This is a genomic window from Luteimonas sp. YGD11-2 (assembly GCF_004118975.1).
GTDB lineage: Bacteria > Pseudomonadota > Gammaproteobacteria > Xanthomonadales > Xanthomonadaceae > Luteimonas > Luteimonas muca.
Genome location: NZ_CP035376.1, coordinates 148,460 through 172,552, shown reverse-complemented (window position 1 = coordinate 172,552; position 24,093 = coordinate 148,460). Strand labels below are relative to the sequence as shown.

19 protein-coding genes are annotated in these 24,093 nt (G+C 67.5%); 10 read left to right on the top strand and 9 right to left on the bottom strand.

Annotated features, from left to right (window positions below; translation table 11 throughout):
• Window positions 1–200 precede the first annotated feature (200 nt).
• From ERL55_RS00805 to ERL55_RS00790, 4 genes are read right to left on the bottom strand one after another with little or no spacing between them, the layout of a single operon-like run.
• On the bottom strand, window positions 201–2,228 hold the full coding sequence (locus ERL55_RS00805) for a phospholipase D-like domain-containing protein (RefSeq protein ID WP_241685798.1): 2,028 nt from the start codon (window positions 2,226–2,228) through the stop codon (window positions 201–203).
• Window positions 2,225–2,812 (bottom strand): YceI family protein, encoded by a 588-nt coding sequence (locus ERL55_RS15095; protein WP_164972079.1) that lies wholly within the window; start codon window positions 2,810–2,812, stop codon window positions 2,225–2,227. Before ERL55_RS15095 ends, ERL55_RS00805 begins: the two co-directional genes overlap by 4 nt.
• Complete coding sequence (locus ERL55_RS00795) at window positions 2,809–3,285, bottom strand: histidine phosphatase family protein (protein ID WP_129134731.1); 477 nt, start codon at window positions 3,283–3,285, stop codon at window positions 2,809–2,811. Before ERL55_RS00795 ends, ERL55_RS15095 begins: the two co-directional genes overlap by 4 nt.
• Before the next feature lie 43 nt (window positions 3,286–3,328).
• On the bottom strand, window positions 3,329–3,967 hold the full coding sequence (locus ERL55_RS00790) for a ParA family protein (RefSeq protein ID WP_129134730.1): 639 nt from the start codon (window positions 3,965–3,967) through the stop codon (window positions 3,329–3,331).
• Window positions 3,968–4,058: 91 nt separating this feature from the next.
• Between ERL55_RS00790 and ERL55_RS00785 the strand changes: the two genes are divergently transcribed.
• Window positions 4,059–5,546, top strand: coding sequence for an AAA family ATPase (locus ERL55_RS00785; RefSeq protein ID WP_129134729.1), 1,488 nt, complete (start codon window positions 4,059–4,061; stop codon window positions 5,544–5,546).
• Between the two features lie 288 nt (window positions 5,547–5,834).
• Here the strand turns inward: ERL55_RS00785 and ERL55_RS00780 are convergent, their stop codons facing one another.
• From ERL55_RS00780 to ggt, 3 genes are all read right to left on the bottom strand, one after another.
• Window positions 5,835–6,332: a hypothetical protein gene (locus ERL55_RS00780; RefSeq protein ID WP_206733339.1), complete on the bottom strand. Its 498-nt coding sequence runs from the start codon at window positions 6,330–6,332 to the stop codon at window positions 5,835–5,837.
• Window positions 6,333–6,559: 227 nt separating this feature from the next.
• The gene (locus ERL55_RS00775) at window positions 6,560–7,600 is read right to left on the bottom strand and encodes a hypothetical protein (RefSeq protein ID WP_129134727.1); all 1,041 of its coding nucleotides are present in this window, start codon (window positions 7,598–7,600) and stop codon (window positions 6,560–6,562) included.
• A 58-nt stretch (window positions 7,601–7,658) separates the two neighbouring features.
• Window positions 7,659–9,368 carry a gamma-glutamyltransferase gene (gene ggt / locus ERL55_RS00770; RefSeq protein WP_129134726.1) on the bottom strand — a complete coding sequence of 570 codons (1,710 nt, stop codon included), beginning with the start codon at window positions 9,366–9,368 and terminating at the stop codon, window positions 7,659–7,661.
• Window positions 9,369–9,536: 168 nt separating this feature from the next.
• On the opposite strand from ggt, the gene ERL55_RS00765 reads away from it, so the two are divergent.
• Window positions 9,537–11,201: a DUF2974 domain-containing protein gene (locus ERL55_RS00765; RefSeq protein WP_164972078.1), complete on the top strand. Its 1,665-nt coding sequence runs from the start codon at window positions 9,537–9,539 to the stop codon at window positions 11,199–11,201.
• Window positions 11,202–11,316: 115 nt separating this feature from the next.
• Window positions 11,317–11,979, top strand: coding sequence for an ankyrin repeat domain-containing protein (locus ERL55_RS00760; RefSeq protein WP_164972077.1), 663 nt, complete (start codon window positions 11,317–11,319; stop codon window positions 11,977–11,979).
• A 215-nt stretch (window positions 11,980–12,194) separates the two neighbouring features.
• On the opposite strand, the gene ERL55_RS00755 is transcribed toward ERL55_RS00760, so the two are convergent.
• Window positions 12,195–12,833 carry a tetratricopeptide repeat protein gene (locus tag ERL55_RS00755; RefSeq protein ID WP_129134723.1) on the bottom strand — a complete coding sequence of 213 codons (639 nt, stop codon included), beginning with the start codon at window positions 12,831–12,833 and terminating at the stop codon, window positions 12,195–12,197.
• A gap of 196 nt (window positions 12,834–13,029) precedes the next feature.
• Here ERL55_RS00755 and ERL55_RS00750 point away from each other — a divergent pair, with 196 nt between their 5' ends.
• Together ERL55_RS00750 and ERL55_RS00745 are read left to right on the top strand one after the other, a co-directional pair.
• Window positions 13,030–16,833 (top strand): indolepyruvate ferredoxin oxidoreductase family protein, encoded by a 3,804-nt coding sequence (locus ERL55_RS00750; RefSeq protein WP_129134722.1) that lies wholly within the window; start codon window positions 13,030–13,032, stop codon window positions 16,831–16,833.
• A 99-nt stretch (window positions 16,834–16,932) separates the two neighbouring features.
• Complete coding sequence (locus ERL55_RS00745; protein ID WP_129137131.1) at window positions 16,933–17,451, top strand: isoprenylcysteine carboxylmethyltransferase family protein; 519 nt, start codon at window positions 16,933–16,935, stop codon at window positions 17,449–17,451.
• Window positions 17,452–17,455: 4 nt separating this feature from the next.
• Here the strand turns inward: ERL55_RS00745 and ERL55_RS00740 are convergent, their stop codons facing one another.
• Window positions 17,456–18,631, bottom strand: a complete 1,176-nt coding sequence (locus ERL55_RS00740) for a DNA topoisomerase IB (RefSeq protein WP_129134721.1) — start codon at window positions 18,629–18,631, stop codon at window positions 17,456–17,458.
• Window positions 18,632–18,742: 111 nt separating this feature from the next.
• On the opposite strand from ERL55_RS00740, the gene ERL55_RS00735 reads away from it, so the two are divergent.
• The 5 genes from ERL55_RS00735 to ERL55_RS00715 all read left to right on the top strand — a co-directional run bounded on the left by ERL55_RS00735 (window position 18,743) and on the right by ERL55_RS00715 (window position 24,093).
• Window positions 18,743–19,057, top strand: a complete 315-nt coding sequence (locus tag ERL55_RS00735) for an I78 family peptidase inhibitor (RefSeq protein ID WP_129134720.1) — start codon at window positions 18,743–18,745, stop codon at window positions 19,055–19,057.
• Window positions 19,058–19,145: 88 nt separating this feature from the next.
• Window positions 19,146–19,460 (top strand): hypothetical protein, encoded by a 315-nt coding sequence (locus ERL55_RS00730; protein ID WP_129134719.1) that lies wholly within the window; start codon window positions 19,146–19,148, stop codon window positions 19,458–19,460.
• Between the two features lie 100 nt (window positions 19,461–19,560).
• On the top strand, window positions 19,561–20,571 hold the full coding sequence (locus tag ERL55_RS00725; protein ID WP_129134718.1) for an IS1595 family transposase: 1,011 nt from the start codon (window positions 19,561–19,563) through the stop codon (window positions 20,569–20,571).
• Window positions 20,572–21,006: 435 nt separating this feature from the next.
• Complete coding sequence (locus ERL55_RS00720) at window positions 21,007–21,990, top strand: DNA adenine methylase (protein WP_241685796.1); 984 nt, start codon at window positions 21,007–21,009, stop codon at window positions 21,988–21,990.
• A 24-nt stretch (window positions 21,991–22,014) separates the two neighbouring features.
• Window positions 22,015–24,093, top strand: coding sequence for a DUF87 domain-containing protein (locus tag ERL55_RS00715; protein WP_129134717.1), 2,079 nt, complete (start codon window positions 22,015–22,017; stop codon window positions 24,091–24,093).

Sequence of the window (24,093 nt, the reverse complement as noted above, 5' to 3'; positions counted from 1 at the left end):
TCAGCCCGTTTCCAGGCTTTTCTGAATGGGTCGCATAACCCTATTCAGCTTCAGGGCCGATCCCCTGGTGCGCGCACACGCCGGGCGGGTCAGACCGCGACGGCACCGGGAGAAGGACGACGGGGGTGACGCGGTGCCCGGCCGGATCCGGGCAATGCGGCCGGCAGCTGCAGACGCCTGACGCCTGACGCCGCGGCGAGTTACAGGATCGGCGCCAGCCCCGCTCCGAACGCGGTGAAGATGCGCGTCAGCAACGACTTGAAGCCGAGGTTCACCTCGGGGAAATCGCCCACCGGCCGGTGGCAGTCGCGGAAATCCGGATGGTCGGGCGGCGGCGGCACCGGGCAGCCGGGCCCGGGTGCGAACTCGTAGCTCGTGGCGTAACGGATCGGCCACAGATCGAACAGAGGCAACTGTTCCGAGGCCTTGCCCAGCGAATACTCCACGCCCGACAGCACCGGTGCCTTGTCGCGCGGGCCGATCACCCAGGAGTTCTGCGGCAGCATGTCGTTGCGGATGCTGGCCGCCAGTGCGCGCGCGAATGCCGGATCCCCGATCACCACCGCGCTTTCGGTATTGAGGTTGTCGCCGCGCGGGTCGAAGTTGTGGGTGCCGACCACGCCCACGCGCTGGTCGATCACCAGCGACTTCGAATGCAGGCCGAAGCGCAGCCCTGCGCGACGCAGCGGCACCGGACGGTTCACGCCGAGGCCGGCATAGCGCAGCGCGGCGTACTCGCGGTCCAGTGGCAGGCGTTGCTGCTGGGTGCGCTGGCCCGGCGCGGGCCGGTCGTCGGCCACGACCGCGCGCACCGCATGCGCGCCGGTCGCGGTTGCCGCGCTGCGGCGGACATCGTCGCGATGCCCGGCGTCGATGTCGGCCAGCGCGCGCGCTTCGTCGGCCTGCGCGTGGCCGGTGACCGCCAGGCCCCAGCCGGGATCGAGCGCGCGGGTGGCGTCGAGGTCGATCGGCGCGTTCTGCGGGAACGGCTTGTACTCGTAGATGTTGAAGCCGAACTCGCGCAGGTAGCGGCGCTTGTACTTGTACGACAGCGCGTAGGTGATGAAGGAATCGGTGGCGGCCAGGCTGTTGGTCGACACCACCACGCGCGGGCCGTCGTCGCGCGCGTGCAGCGCGCGGAACATGTCCTGCGCCGGGCGCGACAGCACCAGGTACGGCGTCTGCAGCAGTACCTCCTCGTCGGCGGACTCGATCAGCTCGCGCAGGCGCCCGGTCGACGGCGCCAGCGCACGCTGCCCCGGACGATGCTTGGCCGGCGTGTCGGCAATGAACTCGACCTCGCCCACCGCGATCACGGCATCCACCAGCCGCTGCCCGAGCAGCAGCGGGTCATCGGCCTGGCGCGACACCGTGGCCACGCGGTCGGGCGCGGCGAATGGTTCGTGCGGCATCTCCGGTGCGCCATGCCGCAGCAGGCGCCGGCCGACATCGGACAGCTGCGCGGCCGGAATGCTCAGCGGTGCGATCCAGAACGCGTTGAAGTTGGCCTGCATGTCGCGGGTGACCGGACCGCCGACGAGGATGTCGCGATCGCGGAAGTTGTAGCTGGAGTCCCAGTCGAAATAGCTGTCCTGGTAGTTGCGCCCGCCGGTGAGGCCGACGATGCCGTCCACCAGCAGCATCTTGTTGTGCATGCGGCGGTTGAGCTGGCGCCAGCAGCAGGCTGCCGCGGCGACATACATCGGATAGCTGATGCGCGCGCGGCCCAGCACCGGGTTGTAGACCCGGAGCTCGAAGTTGGCGTGCGCCGACACCAGCGCGGCCAGGGTGTCGACGTTGCGCAGCGCGGAGAGCTGGTCGACCAGCATGCGCACGCGCACGCCACGCCGCGCCGCGGTGAGCAGTTCGTCGAGGATCAGATGCCCGGAATCGTCCTCGTCGAAGATGTAGGTCTGCAGGTCGATCGACTCGCGCGCGCCGCGGATCAGGTCCAGCCGCGCGAGCAACGCGTCCTGGCCGTAGTCGAGCATCAGCGCGTAGTGGCGCGGCGCGTCCGGCGTGCTGGCCGCATAGGCGCGGCTGGCGAGCGCGCGCAGCGGCGACTCGCGCGCGCAGCGCCCGACGGGGTCATCGCATTCCAGTACGGTGTCGCGCGCGGCATCGGCGATGCGCTGGGCCTCGGCGCGCTGCACCGCGCCGAGCCCGGCGCAGCCGCTGGTGGCCAGCGCCAGCAGCGCGGCCAGGCACGCACGCAGCACGGCAGTCACGGCGCGGCCGCCTCCGTGCCACGCAGCGACAGCCGGAACTGCACGCGCTCGCCGAGTGCGAAGCTCCAGCGGTCCATCGCATAGTCGCCACGGTTGACCACCCCGGCGGCCACCACCGCGCATTCGCGCATCGGCTGTTCGCAGGGCGCGGGCTCGACATGGAAGGTCTCGCGACGCTCCACCCCGCGCAACTGCAGCACGCCCACCAGCGCGCCGCCGGTGCGCACCAGTTCGGGGCCGAACGGATCCGACACGAAGCTCACCTCGGGATGCCGGTCGGCATCGAAGAACGCCTCGTCGCGGGTGAGCTGGGTGTAGCGTGGATGGCCGACGATCTCGACATCGCGTGCCGACAGCCGCAGCCGCACCTGGCGCAGGCCGGCGCCCACCGGGCGCACGTCACCGCTCAGCACCGGGATGCGCCCTTCCAGGCGCTGGCCCCAGCGGGTGCGCAGCACGAAGCCGACCTCCGAGTCCTGCGCATCCACGCGGGTGACATCGAGCGCAGTCGCCGGCCGTGGCAGGCAGGCCACCAGCAGCAACAGCCAGGCACAGCACCAGCGTTCCGCGGTCCTGCCGGTCACGGCCACCAGAACGCGGCAAGGCGCGCCGCACCGGGTTCCACGGCGGCACCTTCATCGAACTCCAGCACCGCCACCCCCGCCGGCGGCATGCCGCGGTAGTCGCCCGACTGGCCGCTGTGCAGCAGTGCGACGAGACGCTCCAGCCCCGGGTTGTGGCCGACCAGCAGCACGCGTTCGGTGTCGCGGTAGCGGTCCAGCAACGCGGCCAGCGTGCCGGGGGTGGCCTCGTAGATCGACGGCTCCAGGCGCTGGTCGACATAGCCCAGCACCGCGAGCGCGGCTTCCAGCGTCTCGCGCGTGCGCCGTGCCGGCGAGCACAGCACCTGGTCGGGGATCAGGCGCTGTTCGAGCAGCCAGCGCGCCGCGGCCTCGGCCTCGGCAAGGCCGTCGGCCGACAGCGGCCGGTCGAAGTCGGGCTGGTCGGGATGCGCCGATTCGGCGTGGGCGTGTCGCAGCAGGATCAGTTCGCGCATCAGGGACTCGGTATCGCGCCATCACGGCGCATCGGCAACGGGGTCATGGCTTGCGTCGCACCCACTTCAGCAGCGGCTGCCAGTCGGCCTGGTGCTCGCGCACCTGCTGGGAGTTGTAGTCGAACAGGCTGCGGCCCAGCGCGACCATCACCACGTAGGCCTGGCTGTCGCGCAGCTGCGCAACCACCGGGTATGGCCACTGGGCGAGCAGTTCCATCGCCTGCTGCGAGGCGTTGGTCCACGGCCGCAGGCGGTTGCCGACCAGGCCCACGCGCAGTTCGCGCGAGCGCACCCGCGGATGTTCGGCGATGCCGTTGAGGAAGGCCACGGTGGCGTCGATGTCGAGCGCCGACGGCAGCACCGGCACCACCAGCGCCTCGGCGTGCTCGAGCCAGGGGTCGAGATCCTCGCGCATCGCGCCGGCGCCGGCATCGATCACCACGGTGTCGGCATCACCGGGGATCGCATTCCAGGCCTGCTTGCGGCGGCGGCTGCCATCGACCGGGAGCACCGCGCTGTCGAGCCCGGCACGGCGTTCGGCCCAGCGCATCGACGACCCCTGCGGATCCGCATCCACCAGCACCGTGCGCCGGCCATCCAGCGCCGAGCGCGCCGCAAGGTGGGAGGCGATGGTGGTCTTGCCCACGCCGCCCTTGGAACTCGCCACCAGGATCGTCTTCATCGCGTGCTCCGCCGAGTGGAAGCCCGAGCGTACACCGCACCGGCGACGCCCGCCGAACTGATATCTTCACGCGGCTTCGGGGGAGCCACGCATGAGCGAACTGCAGGACCTGGTGGCGCTGATCCGCGCCGACACGCCGTTGATCGTCATCGAAACCCGCGACGAGCCGGGCGCGGTGGCGCTGTTCCGGCAGTCCCTGCGGCATGTCTGGCGGGCGATGTACCGCTGGTCGATCACCGAGGGGCTGCGCCGCATCGACCTCGACCGCGAGGACGAACCCGACGGCGCGGCCGATGTCGGCACCCTGCTGCGCGCGATCCGGGGTGCCGAGCAGCGCGGGGTCTACCTGCTGCTCGACGTGCATCCGTACCTGGACGTGGCGGGCACGCGCCGCCAGCTGCGTGACCTGCTGCAGCGGCGCGAATGCCTGCCGCACGTGATCGTGCTGGTGGGCCACCGGGTGGAGCTGCCCGACGAGCTCGAGGCGATGGCCGTGCGTTACGCGCCGCGCCTGCCCGACCAGGCCGCGCTGTTGCGCGTGGTGCGCGAGGTCGCCAGCGCCTACGCCGCCGAGCACGGCGGGCGTCGGGTGGAGACGGACGAGCAGGTCGTGCAGCGCATCGTGCGCAACCTGCAGGGCCTGAGCCTGCCCGACGCGCAGCGCATCGCCCGGCACCTGGTGTTCGACGACGGCGTGCTGTGCGAAAGCGACCTGCCGAAGCTGCAGAAGCTGCGCTTCGAACTGCTCAACCGCAGCGGGCACCTGCACTTCGAGTACGACACCGCGCGTTTCGGCGACGTCGCCGGCGCGCGCCGGCTCAAGCGCTGGGTGGAACAGCGCCGCCGCGTGTTCGTCGAAGGCGATGCGCCGCCCGGCCTGGACCCACCCAGGGGCGTGCTGCTGCTGGGCGTGCAGGGCTGCGGCAAGTCGATGCTGGCCAAGGCGATCGCCGGCGGCTTCGGGGTGCCGCTGGTGCGGCTGGATTTCGGCACGCTCTACAACAAGTACCACGGCGAAACCGAATCGAACCTGCGCGCGGCGCTGGCCTCCACCGAACAGCTGGCGCCGTGCGTGCTGTGGATCGACGAGATCGAGAAGGGGCTGGCGGCCTCGACCGGCGGCGAGGATGGCGGGGTGTCGCGGCGCGTGCTCGGCTACCTGCTGACCTGGATGGCGGAGCGCAAATCGAAGGTGTTCCTGGTCGCCACCGCCAACCAGGTGCATGAGCTGCCGGCGGAACTGCTGCGCAAGGGCCGCTTCGACGAGATCTTCTTCGTCGACCTGCCGGTGGCGGAGGTGCGGCGCGAGGTGTTCGCGCTGCACCTGACGTCGCGCGGGTTCGACCCGGCCAACTTCGATCTCGACGCGCTGGCTGCGGCATCCGAGGGTTTTTCCGGTGCCGAGATCGAGCAGGCGATCGTCTCCACGCTGTATGCAGCGCACGCGGCCGACGCACCGCTCGGCGACTTCGGCCTGCGTGCCGAGCTCAGGCAGACACGGCCGCTCTCGGTGGTGATGCGCGAGCAGGTCGACGGACTGCGCGAATGGGCGGCAACGCGGACAGTGCCGGCGGATTGAGAAGGGTTCACCGGCGCGTCTGGTTGAGCGAAACCATTCGGGTTTGGACACCGAGCAAAGGCGTGAACTTGCGCAAGGGCGCCTGCCGGGTATTCCCCCGAGTCGGCGCCCGATACCGCCTTGGTCGGTGAAACACCCGGCAGGCGCCTGGATATGGCCCCGCAATTGGGCTGGAGACGAAAAACGAAAACCCTCGACAAGAAACGGAGCCTGATGGTGCCCACCCGCATCGTGGCCAGCGTCGGCCACACGGCGATTAGCGAGCGCCAGCCCAACTGACTCCCAGCGCTATTTGTCGACCTGGCGACCGGGTTCGAACGTGAAGCGGTAATCCAGCCGCATTGGCACCGCCTCGTAGAGGATGCCGGGGGCGCGGCACGCATCATTGGGCTGGAGGCCTTCCGGAAACGTGCAGATGGCACCGGAGCGCCACGTCCACCGCGCGAGCGCATCCTCGACTGCTGCACGCAGCCGCGCGTGGTGGGCGGGGTCAAGCGGGGCCGAGCCACCGCATCCGGTCTGGCCGGCAGTATCGATGTCCACGGTCTCGCCCGCGATGGTGACGGTGAACTCGACGCAGACCACGGTGGCGACACGCGGCCAGCGGCCTGCGACAAGCGTCGGCATCGGCGCGGTCACCGGGACCGGCATCAGGAACAGGCGTTGCTGCGCGCCGAGGGGATACGGTGCGCGGCCTGCCGGCGGGACCATCTCGTGTATCACGTGGCCGCGGTGGCCGGCGCAAGCGGCCAATGTGCTGGCGAGTAGCATCACGGCAACGCGCATGGCTGTCATGCGGTGGGCGTCCAGCCGCCCGGCGGCACGTTGATCCCGGCTATCCGAGCGTGGCTGTTGGAGGGCACTTCGCTGGCGGCCAATCGATCTCCGGCATCGCCAGCACGGCGCCGTCCGCGCGGTGCAGCCCCGGACGTAGGCCGCACTCATCACCGTGCTGGCGACGGGGTCGCGCGACGGCGGTAATGGCTTCTGCGCATCGCCCTGCAGCACGTGGCTTACCGGTAGGGCGGCTGCCAGCCCGCCGGCGGATCCAGCGGGATGCCGGCCGCACGCAGCTGCGCCTCGTGGATGGCGGTTTCGCTGTCGAGTGCCGGATCGGCGAGCAGTGCCACGTGTTCGGCGACGCCCTGGTCGGGCAGGCCGCTGCTCAGGCGGCCGAGTTCGAACATCTGCCAATCCAGGCGACGGCGCGCCGCGTCGGCCCGCTGGCGGTCGCCGGCGCTGGTGGCGACTTCGCCGGCCAGGCCAGTGCCGACCATCTGCTGCAAGCGTGTATCGCCACCCTGCAGCACCCGTGCCGCATTGCCACATGCCGCCGCGGTTTCGGCGCCGCGCTGCCCGGCGGCGCGACAGGCCTCGACCAGTGTCGCGAAGTCGGGTGTGGCGAAGGTGGCGAGGTACGCCCAGCCGTGCATCACCGCGAAATCGTCGATGCCGACCCCGTCGGGGACGAGCTGCGCGAGCGCGTCCGGAGCGGGCGGCAGGCGGCGCACGGCTTCCACGATCCAGCGCAGCTGGTCGATCGTGTGTCCCTGCGCGTGGCTGGTGCGCGATGCGGCGGCGAGCAACGGCTCCGGATCCAGCCCGGCGAACAGCACCGGTACCAGGTTTCCGGGCGAGAGCTGCCGCCAACGCGCGACCGCCTGCGTGGACGACGGATCATCGGCACCGGCGAGCATCGCCAATGCCACGGTATCGGTGCCGCCCCGCTGCAATGCGAGCTCGCGCCAGGCGCGTGCCTGCGGATGGCTGGCAGTACCCGTGGCCGTGCCATCCAGCGCCTGCTGCCAGTCCCGGAGCCACGCGGCGTGGGCAAGCCCGCGCGCGCTGCCCTCGGCCGCCAGCGTCTCCGCCAGGCGCCCGAGGTAGTCGCGCTGCGCGGCGGCGACGGCCTGGTCGACCATCGGGGCCTGCGTATCCGTGCCAGGCTGCGCGAACGCCAGCGGCGTCGCCAGCGTCAGCAACGCCGCCGCAAGCAGCGACACGGCGCGTCGACGGGGTCTGGAGGTTACCGCGGTGCCGCGATCCTTCTGCATCTGGTGCGTCCCTTGATGTGGTGTGCCCCGGCCGGAGAGACTGCGTTGCGGTGTCGTCTCAGTACCCCGCCGCCTGGCCGTCCTTGCGTGACTCGCTGGCGCCGGTCCAGCCGCCGTGCGGGTTCTTCATGATCGCCTGGTAGCCACCATAGGGGCCGTCGGCGAACTGCACGCGATGGCCGCGGCGCATCAGCCCGCGCACGGTTTCGTAGGGGAATCCGGATTCCAGCTCGATGCGGCCGCCGTCGGTCATCGCAAGGTTCTGTCCGGCGGGTTCGGTGGAACCATCATGGTGGATGCGCGGGGCGTCGCCGGCCTCCTGCAGGTTCATGCCGAAGTCGATCATGTTGATGATGATCTGCGCATGCCCCTGCGGCTGCATCGCGCCCCCCATCAACCCGAACGACAGCCACGGCTCGCCGCCCCGGGTGGCGAATGCCGGGATGATGGTGTGGAACGGGCGCTTGCCCGGCGCGTAGCTGTTGGGATGGCCGTCCTTCAGCACGAACTGCTCGCCGCGGTCCTGGAGGATGAAGCCCAGCCCCGGCGGCGCCATGCCGCTGCCCATGCCGCGGTAGTTGGACTGGATCAGCGACACCATCATCCCGCTGGCATCGGCGGTGGTCAGGTAGATGGTGTCGCCCTCGTCGAGCTGCGCCGGCGTGCCCGGCTGCACCTCGCGCAGTGCGCGGTCCATCGAGATCAGCTCGCCGCGCTCACGGGCATAGTCCTTGGAGATCAGGCGTGCGACCGGTGCCGGATGGAACTCCGGGTCGGCATACCAGCGCGCGCGGTCGGCGAACGCCAGCTTCTTGGCCTCGACGAACAGGTGCACGTGCTCGGGGCTGCCGAAGCCGTACGACTTGAGGTCGTAGGGCTCGAGCAGGTTGAGGATCTGCAGCGCGGCGATGCCCTGCCCGCTCGGCGGCAGTTCCCACACGTCGACGCCGCGGTAATTGGTCGACACCGGCTCGACCCAGTTGCCGGTGTGGGCGGCCAGGTCGTCGTAGGACAGGAAGCCGTCGTTGGCGGCGAAGTAGTCGCCGATGGTGCGGGCGATGTCACCCCTGTAGAACGCATCGCGCCCGCCATCGGCGATCTTCTGCAGGGTGTCGGCGAGGCTGGGGTTCTTCCAGGTCTCGCCGGTGCGCGGGGCGCGGCCGTCGAGGGTGAACTGCTCGCTGAAGCCCGGCCAGCGCGACAGCCGCGGCACCGAGCGGTCCCAGTAGTGGGCGATCACCTCGTGCACCGGGTGGCCGTCGCGGGCGTAGCGGATGGTCGGTGCGAGGTTGTCGGCCATCGGCAGCCTGCCGAAGCGTTCGTGCAGGGCGAACCAGCCGTCGACGGTGCCCGGCACGGTCACCGGCAGCGGGCCGTGCGACGGGATCTCGGTGAGCCCGCGGCGGCGGAATTCGTCCATGGTCAGCGAGCGCGGCGAGCGGCCGGAGCCGTCGTAGCCATGCAGGCGTTTCGTGGCCGGATCCCAGACGATCGCGAACAGGTCGCCGCCGATGCCGTTGCCGGTCGGCTCCATCAGCCCGAGCGCGGCGTTGGCGGCGATCGCCGCGTCCACCGCGGAACCCCCGGCCTTCATGATGTCGAGCGCGATCTGGGTGGCCAGCGGATGCGAGGTGGCGGCCATCGCATGCGGCGCGTGGACCTCGCTGCGGGTGGCGAACGGCTGGCCGGTGATGCGATCGGCGGCGGCCAGCGAAAGCGGCAGGCAGCACAGCAGCGCGGCGGCCGCGGACAGGCGATAGGCGGGCATCGGCAATACGGGCAACGGCGGGAGCCCGATAGTACGTCGTACGTCGTACGTCGTGCGGCGTACGGCGTCGGCACCCGGCCCTGCGCACCGCCCTAGGGTCAGCCCGGATTGCCACCCGGCGCCCGGCTCGGGATAACGGGCACAGGATTCTGCGCACAGGACATGCCGATGGTCATGACCATCTCCGACAGCGGTGCCATCCATCGCCCCCTGCTCCGCCAGGAGCCGCCACCGCCGCCGTCGCAGCCGCCGCAGTGCCTGGCCCGTGGCAATGGTGGCTACCGCCCCGAGCCGAGCTGGCATCCGCAGGTCCAGGCACCGGGCGCGAATGCCGCGCAGTCGCCGTCCGCCGCAGGCGGCCAGTACGGCATCCCCCAGGGCGGCACGCTCGGCTCGGTCGCCAGCGGCACGCAGGCGCAACCCTTCGACGTGACCCTGTCGCAGCTGGCCACCGCGGTCTACGGCACCCGTGGCGATCCGCCGGAAGGCTGGAGCGCGGTGTCGGACGCCGACCTCGCCGAACGCATTGGCACGCCGGAGCGGCCGGCCACCCCGGAACAGGTGCAGGCCTGGCGCCTGCAGTACCTCGGCGCCAACGACAGCGTGCCGACCAACGACCAGGAATTCCGCGCCGAGGTCTATAGCGACGGCGACGGCAACTACGTGCTGTCCTACCGCGGCACCGCCGAGGGCGGCGACGACTGGGACAACAACTTCCGCCAGGGCCTCGGCTACGAGACCCGCGACGGCGACAAGTTCAGCGTCACCGCGGTCAACACCGCGGTGGAATTCGCACAGGTGTTCGGCGACAACCCGGGTGGTGAGTCCTCCAACCTCGCCATCACCGGCCACTCCCAGGGCGGTGGGCTGGCCAGCGTCGGCGCGCTGGCCAGTGGCGTGCCCGCGGTCACCTTCGATGCGTCGGGCATCCACCCCAACACCTTCGACCGCATGGGCATCGATCCGCAGCGCGCGCGCGACCTCGCCGAGGGCGGCCAGATCCGCGCCTACTCGCTGTCGGGCGACGCACTGACCAATGCCCAGGACAGCTGGGCCACCGGACTGGTGGCACCGGATGCGATCGGCACGCGGATCGTGGTCGATCCCGCCCGAGCCGACGAGCACAACATGTTCACCAACTACGGGCCCATCGAAGGCTTCTCGCCGGAGCAGAGCCGGGCCATCAATGCCGGCGTCGAACTCGCCCGCGATCCGGTGACCGGCACGATCGTCGGCGCTCCCATCGGGGCCGGGGTCGCCACCGTGATCGGCGGGCCGCTCATCGCCCCTCTCGGAGCGCTCGGTGGCTCCCTGGTGACGGTGGTGGGTGGCAACCTGGCCTACGCGGGCATCAGCCACAGCCCCAACGCGCTGACCGCGGCGATGATCGACCGCCAGCCCTGGCAGGCCGGCTACGAGAACCCCTCCAACCTCGGCCGCGACCTGCAGGACCTGCTGCCGGGCGAGCTGAAGGACGACTTCGCGCGCAACACCCATGACTTCGCCACCGATATCGACGGCGTGGTCGCCAGCGAGTTCGCTAATGGCCGGTACGTCGCTGGCGGCTTCAGCATCGCCGGTGACTTCGCCGAGGGTGCCGCCAACTCGGTCGGCGACACCGTCGACCGCTATGCCGATTCACTGGCGGCGAAGATCGACGAGCGCGTGGACGGCTGGGCCGGTGATGCGCTGTCGGGCGCGGTCGACTTCGGTGGTGACGCGGTGGAGTTCGTCGCCGACGCGGGTGGACAGGTGGTCGAGACCATCGCCGATGGTGCCGGCAAGGTGGCGCAGGGCGTGACCAACTTCGTGGGTGGCCTGTTCGGGCGCTGAGCGGTGACGCTTGCGCCCGGCAGCGATCGCGATTGAAATGGCCCGCATGCGCCCCTTCCACGCGATCGCCGGCGCCCTGGCCCTCATCTGCGCCCCGGGGTGCGCCCAACCGTCCATGAGCACCGATGCCTTCACCAGTCCCGAGGTCGCATCGCTGGCCGATGCGGTGCGCCGTGGCGATGACGCCGAGATCCGTCGCCAGCTGGAGCGTGTTGATGCCAACACACCCGGCAGCGATGGTTCCAGCCTGCTGATCGAGGCCATCCGCCAGGGCCAGGTCGCCAGCGTGCAGGCGCTGCTGGCCGGCGGTGCCGACCCCAACCGCGCGAACGCACGCGGTGACACCGCGGTGCATGCGGCGGCGTTCTCCGGGAATGCCGGGCTGCTGCGCGCGGTGCTGGCCGGCGGCGGCGACCCGAACGTGCGCAATCCGCATACCGGCGCCACCCCGCTTGTGTCCGCCCTGCTGTCGCCGGAGGCGCGCCAGTTCGAGGTGCTGCTGGACGCCGGTGCGGACGCCGACGTCGCCGACCTCAACGGCGACACCCCCCTGCACGTGGCCGCCCGTACCAATGCCGGCGCGGCGATCCTGCGCCTGCTCGCGGCCGGCGCGTCGCCGCTGGCGGAAAACTCCGGCGGCAAGAGCTTCCAGCCCTACTACTTCGGCTACCGCCGGGAACTGCTCAACGACCGCGCCCTCGACGAGCGCCGCCAGGTGGTGGCGTGGCTCAAGGCCAATGGCGTGCCGCTGGAAGCCCCGGTGCAGGACACCGACTGACGCAGCTCCTGCGGAGGCGGCATGCCGGGCGGCGCCCTGTGCCGCCCTGCTGCAACGAACCCGATGTGCAGCGCGCGCTGCGGCGCGGCAATGGAAGGCAACGTCCCTGGATGCCCGCCTTTGCGGGGATGACAGACGCCTAATCGCCTTCGGGGATGACCCGCCGGATCCGCCCTTCCCGCGGGTAACGGCGCAGGGCCGTCAACGCGGTCCGCTTACGGCCAGACGGGCGGATTGGCGACCCACGCGGCCTGCACCTGTGCAAGTGTTGCGCGCTCGTCCTCGCGCCAGTCGGGCAGCAGCGCCGGCAGGTTGGCGGCGTAGGGCCAGCGGTCGGGATGGGTGCGCACCGCGGCCGCGAACCAGGCCACCGCTTCGGCGCGGCGGTCGAGCCGCCACAGGGCGAGCGCAAGCGTCGGCGGCAGCCATTCCGGCTGCTGGCGGCGGCCTTCCATCACCCCCGCCCACTGCGTGAGCGCACCCTCGGCATCGCCGGCGCGCAGCAGGTCCCAGCCGTAGTTCCACTGCACCTGCTGGCGCTGCGAGCTGCGCGGCGAGGTGGACTCGATCGCCTGCCGGTACAGCGCATGCGCGGTCTCGGCGCGGCCGCCGGCCAGCGCGATGTGCGCCAGCTGCGCGGTGGCGAGTTCGGCATGACGCTGGCGGCGCTCCATCGTGCGCATCAGCTGCTCGACCGCGGCATCGTCGGTGCCTTCGACCACGCGGATCGGGCGCGCGGCCTGGTCGTCGTCGAAATAGAACTCGCGCAATGCCGGCAGCGACTGCGCCAGCGCCGTCGGCGCCAGCACGCACAGCCACAACAGCGCCAGACAGGCGAAGGTGCGTGGATTCATCGTGTTTTCCCCTGAGGTGTTGCGTGTTCTCCCGCGGCCATTCTACGGCGGGGCCGCCTGGCATGCCTGAAAAGGGGGCCGGAAAGCGCGCTGCTACAATCGCGCGCCCCCGGCCGGGCCCTCCCGGCTCCACCCGTCGCGCCATCCGGCATCCGCCATGGCCGCCAGCGCCGCGCGCGCAAGCCAAGACTCCGCCATGACCAGCACTGCCGAACTGTCTTCTCCTGCGTCCGCGAACACCGCCCTGACCCGTGGCGCGGTGGACACCGACTACAGCCTCGACCACCGCTACACCCGCACCGAGGGCCGCATCTACCTGTCCGGCGTGCAGGCGCTGGTGCGGCTGCCGCTGATGCAGCGGCTGCGCGACCAGGCCGCAGGGCTGAATACCGGCGGCTTCATTTCCGGCTACCGCGGCAGCCCGCTGGGCGGCTTCGACCTCGAGCTGTGGCGTGCCCGCAAACATCTGGAAGAAGCGCGGGTGAAGTTCCAGCCCGGCCTCAACGAGGACCTCGGCGCGACCATGGTCTGGGGCACCCAGCAGACAGGCCTGTTCCCGGGCGCGACCGTCGATGGCGTCTACGCGATGTGGTACGGCAAGGGCCCGGGCGTCGACCGCTGCGGCGATGTGTTCAAGCACGCCAACGCCGCCGGCACCAATCCGCATGGCGGCGTGCTGGCGCTGGCCGCCGACGACCACGCCTGCCGCAGCTCGACCCTGCCGCACGGCAGTGAAGGCGAGTTCACCAGCGCGCTGATGCCGATCCTCAACCCGGCCGGCGTGCAGGACATCCTCGACATGGGCCTCGTTGGCTGGGCGATGAGCCGCTACACCGGCCGCTGGATCGGCTTCAAGACGATCGCCGAGACGGTGGAGTCCTCGGCCTCGGTGGACGTGAATCCGTTCGCGCTGCAGATCGCCACGCCCGACGATTTCGAGCTGCCGCCGGGGGGCCTCAACATCCGCTGGCCGGATCCGCCGATGGAGCAGGAGATGCGCCTGCATCGCTATGCGGTGAAGGCCGCGCAGGCGTTCGCACGCGCCAACCGCATCGACCGCGTGGTGATCGATTCGGCGAATGCGCGGCTGGGCATCGTCACCACCGGCAAGAGCTACCTCGACGTGCTGCAGGCGCTGGAATACCTGGGGCTCGATGCGCGCGCCTGCGCCGAGCTCGGCATCCGCGTCTACAAGGTCGGCATGACCTGGCCGCTGGAACCGGTGGGCATCCGCGCGTTTGCACGCGGGCTCGAGGACATCCTCGTGGTCGAGGAGAAGCTGTCCTTCATCGAAAGCCAGATGAAGGAAATGTTCTACAACTTCGAGGGCAGGCGCCCGTCGATCGTCGGCAAGTACGACGAGGACGGCCACTGGATCCTGCCGTCGACCGGCGAACTCACCCCGGCGACCATCGCCGGCGTGATCGCGAGGCGCATCCAGCGCTTCCATGATTCCGAGCACATCCGCCAGACGCTTGCCTGGATGGAGCAGAAGGAAAGCGCGCTGGCCCTGCCGCGTGCGCAGTTCCCCCGCGTGCCGCACTACTGCTCGGGCTGCCCGCACAACACCTCGACCAGGGTGCCGGAAGGCTCGCGCGCGCAGGCCGGCATCGGCTGCCACTACATGGTCACGTGGATGGATCGCGCCACCGACACCTTCACCCACATGGGTGGCGAAGGCGTCACCTGGGCGGGCCAGGCGGCCTTCACCGACACGCCGCACATCTTCCAGAACCTGGGCGACGGCACCTACTTCCACTCCGGCTCGCTGGCGATCCGCCAGGCGATCGCGGCCAAGGTCAACATCACCTACAAGATCCTCTACAACGACGCGGTGGCGATGACCGGCGGCCAGCCGGTCGACGGCACCCTCACCGTGCCCGACATCGCCCACCAGATGCGCGCCGAGGGCGTGCAGACGATCGTGCTGCTGAGCGACGACATCGCCAAGTGGTCGGATCCGTCGATCTTCCCCGCAGGCGTCGAGTTCCACGACCGCAAGGAGCTCGACGCGGTGCAGACGCGCCTGCGCGAGGTCAAGGGCGTGTCGATCCTGATCTACGACCAGACCTGCGCCACCGAGAAGCGCCGCCGCCGCAAGCGCGGCAAGCTGCCGGACCCGGCCAAGCGCGTGTTCGTGAACACCCTGGTCTGCGAAGGCTGCGGTGACTGCGGCAAGAAATCGTTCTGCGTCTCGGTGCTGCCGCAGGAGACCGAGTTCGGCCGCAAGCGCGCGATCGACCAGTCCAACTGCAACAAGGACTACAGCTGCGTGGAGGGCTTCTGCCCGAGCTTCGTCACCGTGCATGGCGGCAAGCCGCGCAAGGGCCGCAAGGTCAACGCCGCCGAACGCCTGGCCAGCCTGCCGCAGCCGGTGTTCGCAAGCGACCTGTCGCAGCCGTGGAACATCCTGATCACCGGCGTCGGCGGCACCGGCGTGGTCACCATCGGCGCGCTGCTGGGCATGGCGGGGCACCTCGAAGGGCGTGGCTCGACCGTGCTCGACCAGACCGGCCTCGCGCAGAAGGGCGGCGCCGTCACCACCCATATCCGTTTCGCGAAGACTCCGGCCGACATCCACGCGGTGCGCATCGCCGCCGGCGAGGCCGACCTGGTGCTGGGCTGCGACATGGTGGTGGTCAACGACTACTGGGCGTTGTCGAAGATCCGCGAGGGCCGCAGCCACGTGGTGCTCAACAGCTACGAGGCGATGCCCGGCAGCTTCACCACCCGCCCGGACATGGAGTTCCCGGCCGCCGACATCATCAGCGCGGTACGCACCGCACTCGGTGGCGAGGCCGCGCAGGCCGGTGCGCTCAACGTGGTCGATGCGACCCAGCTGGCCACCGCACTGATGGGCGATGCGATCGCCGCCAACCTCTTCATGCTCGGCTACGCCTGGCAGCGCGGCTGGGTGCCGCTGTCGTTCGAGTCGATCGCGCGTGCGATCGAGCTCAACGGCGCCGCGGTGGAGATGAACAAGACCGCGTTCGCATGGGGCCGGCTGGCGGCGGTCGATCCGGACGCCGTGCGCGAGGCCGCCGGGCTGGAAACCACCGCGCGCACCGTGGCCGAGAACACCCCGCACGCCCTCCAAGCACTGCCGCCGGGCGAGTGGGAAAGCACCGAGGCAGGTGCCACCGCGGCTCCGAAGCCGGCACGCGACGAGGACGACCTGCGGCATCTGCCCGAAAAGACGCCCGCGGCCGCAGGCCGCGCGCACGCGTCCCTCTCCCGTACAACGGGAGAGGGGGGGACCTTCGGCGACGCCGACGGTGGGGTGAGGGCAAACGCCGACGCCGTCACCTTCCTCCCCCTCGACGACCTGCGCCTGTCGCGTTCGCTCGACGAACTCGTCAGTCGCCGCACCGCCTTCCTTACCGACTACCAGAACGCGAAGTACGCGCGCCGCTATGCCGAATTCGTGGCCCGCGTGCGCAAGGCCGAAGCGGCGAAGGCACCCGGCTCCACCGACCTCACCGAAGCGGTCGCACGTTCGCTGTTCAAGCTGATGGCCTACAAGGACGAGTACGAGGTCGCACGCCTGTACACCAGTGGTGAGTTCCGCCGCCGGCTCGAGCAGCAGTTCGAGGGTGATTACACGCTGCACTTCCACCTCGCCCCGCCGCTGCTGGCGAAGAAGAACGACAGGGGCGAGCTGCAGAAGCGCGAGTACGGCCCGTGGGTGTTCAAGGCCTTCGGGGTGCTGGCCAAGCTGCGCGGCCTGCGCGGCACGCCGCTGGACGTGTTCGGCTATACCGCGGAGCGGAAGATGGAGCGCCAGCTCATCGCCGACTACGAGCGCACCGTCGGCGGGCTGCTGGAGAAGCTCGACGGTGGCAACGTCGACCTCGCCGCGGAGATCGCCAGCATTCCGGAACACATCCGCGGCTTCGGCCACGTCAAGCACGCGCACCTGCATGCGGCGAAGACGCGCGAAGCCGAGCTGCTTCGCGAGTGGGACAACCCGCTGCGGGTGGTGCAGATACAGGCGGCCTGAGCCGCCACCGGCACGCCCGCGGGGAGCGGGCGCACCGGCCGTCAGGACGACGCGCGCAGCGCAAGGGGGAACACGATGAACGAGGCGGACGCGCAGGCCATGACCGGCCTGCATGCGGTCGAGGCAGGCACGCAGGGCGGGCGCAGCGGCACACGCGCACCATGGTTGGCGACATTCCCGGCACCGCTGACATTCGCGGGCTGCCTCGGTGGTGGCCTGCTGCTGCAGCAGCTGCTGGCACTGCCGGTGTACGACGGCCGGTGGGTGCCCGCGCTGCAGACCGCGGGCGGCCTGCTCGCCACGGCCGGGCTGCTGCTGTCGCTGGCAAGCCTCGGCCTGTTCGCACGCGAGCGCACCACCATCCTGCCCTCGGGCGCGGCCTCGCGGCTGGTCGTGCATGGTCCGTACCGCTACAGCCGCAACCCGATGTACGTGAGCCTGGTTGCCGCCTATGTCGGCCTGGCCATGTACCTGCGTGCGCCCTGGGCGCTGCCGCTCATGGCATTGCCGCTGCTGCAGCTCGAGCGGGTGATGATTCCCTTCGAGGAGTCGCGCATGCACGCACTGTTCGGGCAGGCCTATCTCGATTACCGGGCACGGGTGCGGCGCTGGCTGTAGTGCGTCACGCGCGCTGCGCGCGCGCCGACGCCTCGCGTTTGCGCTGGCGCGGGCGCGTCGAGGTCTTCGCGGCCACCTTTGCCTGCTTGCGCGCAGCACTGGCACGCGCACGATCGCAACCGGCGAGGAATTTCAGCGCCGCCAGTTCCCACTGGCGTTCGCCGCGCGCGCCGGCGGCGGCCCGGGCGAGGCTGCCGTCTTCCCAGCCGGCGAACACCCGCGGGTCGATATAGGCCTTGCGGCACACCGACGGCGTGTTGCACAGCACCGACGCCACCTCGGCGACCACGGCCTTCTTCACCTGCGCCAGCGCGCGTTCGCTGGGCACGCCGGTACGCGACGGCGGCGGCAGCGGCGTGGTGGCGAGGATGCGGAACGCTTCGAGCGTCGCGCCCCAGGTGCGGAAGTCCTTGGCGGTGAAGTGTTCGCCGGTGGCCTCGCGCAGGTAGGCGTTGACGTCGCTGGAGTCCACCGGCTGCAGCGTGCCGTCGTCGTCGTGGTACTGGAACAGCGCCTGCCCCGGCAGCTCCTGGCAGGCGCGCACCAGCTTCACCAGCTGGGCGTCGTCGATCTCGAGATCGTGGTCGAGCCCACCCTTGCCGCGGAAGCGCAGCCGCGCGCGGCCACCACGCAGGAAATCGATATGGCGGTTGCGCAGCGTGGTCAGACCGTACGAACGGTTGCTGCTGGCGTAACAGGCGTTGCCGACCCGCACCAGCGTCTCCGCCATCAGCGACACGACCACCGCCAGCACCTTGTCGCGCGGGAACCCCGGCTGGCGCAGGTCGCGCCGCAACCGCCGGCGCAGGCGTGGCAGCGCGCGGCCGAAGGCGATGACCCGGCCGAACTTGCCGATGCCACGGGTCTCCGCCCACTGCGGGTGATAGCGGTACTGCTTGCGCCGGCGCGCATCACGGCCGGTGGCCTGCAGGTGCCCGCGCGGATCGGTGCAGATCCACACGTCGGTATAGGCGGGTGGGATCGCCAATGCACGGATGCGCGCCATCTCGTCGCGGTCACGCAGCACGCTGCCGTCGGGCAGGCGATAGCAGAACCCCTTGCCGCTGCGCACGCGGATGATGCCGGGCTGGGTATCGCTGACGTACACCAGGCCGGCCTGGCGGGCGTCGCGCACGGGGTCGGCAGTCGGCGCTGCCGCCGCGGGGGAGGAGGCACTCATGCGCGGCAGCTTCTGCAGAAGCGCGTCAACGCCACGGCAAATGCGGCGCGGCATTGACCCGATCGCAACACCGGCGCCTGCAGCCTGTATGCCCGCTCCGGAGATCTCCCCATGACCCGTTCGCTCTCGGCCCTGGCCTGCACCGCCGCCCTGCTCGCACTGACCGCCTGCGCAAGCCCGCGCGACACGGCCGCCGCCGATCCCGCCACGCCCACCGTGACCGAACGCTGCGATGCCACGCGTGCGCAGTCCTTCGTCGGCCAGGCGGCCACCACCGAACTGGTGGAGCGTGCGCGCGCAGCCGCCGGCGCCAACACCGCGCGCACGCTGAAACCCGACCAGATGGTCACCCTCGAATACCTTGAGGGCCGCCTCAACCTGCGCGTCGACGAGAGCAACATCGTGGCCTCGATCGATTGCGGTTGAGCTGCCTTCGCGTTTCGTTAGCACTTCCATGACGCCGGCGACACACCTGCTGCGGGACGCTGGCATCCCCGACCGCGAGGGTCCATGCATGCGCAATCCGACGTCCGCACTCCTGCCGCTGCTGGCTCTCGGGCTTGCGGCCTGCAGCCCGTCGAACACCAACAACAACGATGTGGTTCCCCCGGCGACCAATGCCGCGGCGACCGAGCCGACGCCGCCCGCCGACAACACCACCGGGCCCTACGGCACGCCGCCGGTCGCCGATCCGATCGATGGCACCTCGCGACCCAGCCAGACCACGGATCTTCCGCCGACGGGGAATCCGGTCACCGACCCGCCGCCGCTCGATCCCACCGACGAACAGATCCCGCCCGAGGATCCCGAACAACCGCCGACCCGCTGACGCACGCCGTCATCTCTCTCTCCAAGGTCGACGACTTGCCACCCTCGCGGGTGGCATTTTCTTTGGCTCTGTTAGCGTTCAGTGTTGGTTATGACCCGGCTTGAAGACTTTCAACCTGCCCTTTTTGCAGGCTGGGAAAAGGCAAATGCCGAAGAAGTCTCGGGTCGAAAAGATCCTTCCCGCCATTGGCAACCTGACGGCGGAAGAGTGCTCGAAGTTGAAGCAGGCATTGAAGGCGCGGGAAAGCCAGGTTGAAGGCTCCGTTGTCCTTCAAAAGCGTGCGGAAAACATCAAGGGCTGCCCACACTGCGGTAGCGTCTCTTTCCAGAAGTGGGGACGCTACAAGGGCAACCAGCGTTTTCGTTGCCACGATTGCGCCAAGACCTTTTCCCCAATCACCGGCACACCGTTGGCTGGCCTGCGCCATGGCGAGAAGCACATCGCCAATGCGAAATACATGGTGGCAGGCATGACGGTGCGGAAAACCGCCAAGGCTTTGGGCGTGAGTGTTCCCACTGCCTTCCGCTGGCGCCATCGGTTCCTTGAGGTCATGAGCCAGATGAACCCGACCGAGTTGTCCGGGATCGTGGAAGCCGACGAAACCTTCTTCAAGGAAAGTTTCAAGGGCCGTAAGAAGGACATGCCCCGTCCGGCCAAGCGCCGTGGCGAACCCGCCAGCCAGCGTGGTCTGTCGCGTGAGCAAATCCCGGTGCTGGTTGCTCGCGACCGCTCCACCGGCAAGACTCTGACCAAGGTGCTCCCCTCGCGCACTGCCCGCGACATTGGCAAGGCGTTGGTGCCCGCCCTGGCTATGGATGTAGTGCTCTGCTCCGACAACGCTAGCGCGTATCGCACGCTTGCCAAGGCCATGGAGATTGAACTGCGCTGCGTGCCTGCCAACCCCAAGAAGAAGCGCAAGGGCGAGGTCTACCACATCCAGAACGTCAACGCTTACGATAGCCGCTTGAAGGGTTGGATGTTCCGGTTCCGAGGGGTGGCCACCAAGAATCTACCGAACTACCTGGGTTGGCATCGCTACCTGGATGTGCCCAACACCAAGCCTACGCCGAGGAAGTTCCTGACGGGGGCATTGGGGGACGCGCAACCATGATGGCGGCCTCCGGCTATTGGGTCTTTACAAGCCCTATGTAAGCTGGCCCAGCTTTCCGGCTTTCGGTTAGTTCGCTTTCTTGGGGTATGTGGACTTGAACCATCTATCGCAGCCCAGACAGAAGTAGCGCCTTGTCGGCTTCGCCCCTTTGTTGGCCCGTTTCCCCCTCTTGATGTAGAACGGATGGCGGGGCACGTTTTGGTGGTATCGGCAGTCTTCGTATGGACAATTTCTAGGGACACGCATAAGAGAAGTAAAGGATATGGATTTCCATTGACTCTATTGCGTTTTCTGATTTTGGAAAGGTCAGGCAATAACCGCAGGTTGATTATGTGTATTTATGCATACTTTCGGCGCTTTTTGGTATTGCGCAAATCGGATTTTCTGCTTTGATGATTAGAGCTACGATGAGTAGCGCTGGAATACAGGGGCAGCATGAAAAGGGAAGACACAAATGGTGAAGTCAACAAACCAACAGCAGTGATGTCCGGCGCGACCGTGGGCAACGGAGGCGGCGCGTTCGTGAGTCCGTTGCGCTATCCTGGCGGAAAGGGGCGTCTTGGCCCGTGGATCGCTTCGCTGCTGAAAGCCAATAACCTGGAAGGCGGCTGCTATGTTGAGCCCTACGCTGGCGGCGCCGGCGTGGCCATGTATCTTTTGCTGCGGAAGCACGTTCGGCGCATTGTAATCAACGACGCCGACCCCGTTGTTTACGCTTTCTGGCGCTCCATCATTCAAGAGCCAGAGGCGCTCATTCATGAAATCCAGACACGCGCTCCTACGATGGAGACCAGGGCATTCGCCAAGGATGTCTTGGCGAACATGGAGGCACACTCCACATCGGAGATTGCCTTCGCCACCTTCTTCCTGAATCGAACCAGCCGCTCTGGAATACTGAATGGCGGCGTGATTGGTGGCAAGGCACAGGACGGAAAATACAAGATCGATGCCAGATATAACCGCACCGATTTGATCGCCCGGATTCAAGCCATCGCCGCTGAACGCAAAAACATCCAAGTATATGGGCTGGATGCAATTGATTTTCTGAACAAGGTAGACCCAAAACTTCCGAAGAAGAGCCTGATCTATTTGGATCCGCCCTACTACCTCAAAGGTAGCCAGCTCTATCGGAACTTTTATGAGCACGACGACCATATTGACGTAGCGACCGTGGCCAAGGGTCTCACCCATCCGACCCTCATTACCTATGACGACGCCCCTGAAATTCGAAAGATATACAAGGGTATGAAGTCAACTTTGTTGTCCCTTCACTACTCCACGCACACCGAGCGACCGCTGACGAGTGAAGTTATGTTCTATGCCGGCTTGACATTGCCCATGCCCCCGACTATGACACGTGGGGAGCGGTTAGGCGCACCGAAGCGATCAGGCCCATCCCGTCAAAAGCGGGCAGCCTGAACTTACACCATTGAAGGGGGATCAATGAACGACCTGATATCGAAACTAATATCCGACAACGAACTGACACGCATCATCGGCGACTGCGGTAGTGATGAGGCTATCAACAAAACGTTTGTTGGGTATGTATTTCGGCTTTCATATCAGGAATGCCTTATTCAAACAAATGACGCCTTCAAGGTCAGTGTTGGCGGAATTCCTCATAACTCCTTCTTAATCGCGGCTGGCTTCAATCCGCAGTCATTTCATGCCGCGTCAGGCATGGACAAGGAAATCATTCTGCTGCGCGTATTGGAGCCTGTTGCTCTTCCGCAAGATGCCGACCTGGTTAAAACGAGGATTGAGCACCATCAGCGTCGCCTTGAAGGCGAACGCCTCCCAGGCGACGGGCACGACGGCCTGGACCCGATTACCGCAGACGAGCTTCAATGGGGTGGCATTCGTTGCCGTGTGATCGGCACGTTCTACCTGGACAAAAACAACAAGCTCCGACTTGGGAGCGACATCGAAAACTTCATGAACAACTCGCGGATGCGTGTTTACAAGCCGCGTGGGAAATCATTGGAGATGATCGTCAATCACATCAATCCAGAAGTTCGCGAGAAGGCCAGAGAAGAGGCCAAGAAGGCAGGATTTAACGAGCCGCCGAAGCCCATCAACATCGGGACTATTCGATATACCTCGACGGACCGCCTTCACCGCGGCCCTACCGAAGAACCTGTCAAGGTGGAGATCCAGCCCGCCGACTTCTTGGCGCGCCGCACCGCCGTCCTTGGCATGACCCGAACCGGCAAATCGAACACTGTCAAGACAACAGTGTCTGCCGTGGCCATGGCCGCTTTGAAATCCAAAATTTCCATTGGTCAGCTGATCTTCGACGTCAATGGTGAATATGCGAATGCTAACAATCAAGATGACGGCAGTTCGATTGCTGAAGTCTTCGGTGATCATGTCCGACGCTATCGTGCCATCGATACTCCCGGCTTCGGCGATTTGCGGACCAACTTTTATGAACAGCCTGATGTTGCCGTTGACCTGCTGGAACGATTGTCCAGAGAAACCCGAGGAAACGCGCAAGATATCTTGACCTTCCTGACCAGTTCTCTGGAAGAGCCCGACGCCGCCGAGGACCGGGGCGGACACACACGCTGGCAGGTTCGTCGGGCCGCATTCTTTTGTGTGCTTCACTCTGCGCAATACGTGGCGCCAAAGGGATTCAAGGTCAGGTTTCCAGTGAGTCAAAGCGTGGTTGCCGCAGTCGCACCTAAACTCAGCGCTGGATTTCCTTCGCCGATCAAGCAAGGGAACGCCCAAATTTATGATCTCGACCTAACGCAAGCGACCCAATGGTTCAAGGCGGCGCGTGAAGTAAATCTGGGAAGTCCACTCAAGAGCAGCAGTGGCAAAGAATGGGTGGACTCACCTCTTTCAGCCACACTAAATGTGCTCAGTTGTCAAAACACAGGCGGCACCTATATTCGCGGGTTCAAGCAGATCCAGGAATACAGGGATTACCACTCCGCAACGCGGAGCGGTGATGTCGTCAAGGAGATCCTTGGGCATCTTTACGATGGGCGGATCGTTATTCTTGATCTCTCCGCTGGTCCAGTTTCAATCCGAAAGACCTTGTCGCTTCGTATCGCGGAGGCGATTTTCAAACGCCAGTTCGACACCCTCAATAGCGGCGCAACGCCAATGAACATCGTTCTATATGTCGAAGAGGCACACAACCTGATCGGCCGCAAGGACGACCTTCAAGACACATGGCCCCGAATTGCCAAAGAGGGGGCCAAGGCCAAAATTGCATTCGTGTATGCCACGCAGGAGCCGTCTTCGGTTCATCCGAACATCCTGGCCAACACGGAGAACTGGTTCGTATCTCACCTCAATAACGACGACGAGTTGCGCACGCTTGGCAAGTTCTACGATTTTGGCGATTTCTTGGATTCGCTGAAATCAGCGCAGGATGTCGGCTTTGCCAGGATCAAAACCTTGTCGGCCCCGTTTGTCATTCCGACACAGATCAATCGGTTTACGCCATCCGAGATCATTCAAGAGATGAAGTCGGCCGGCTTGTCTCCTCCTGCAAGCGATAAGAAGTAG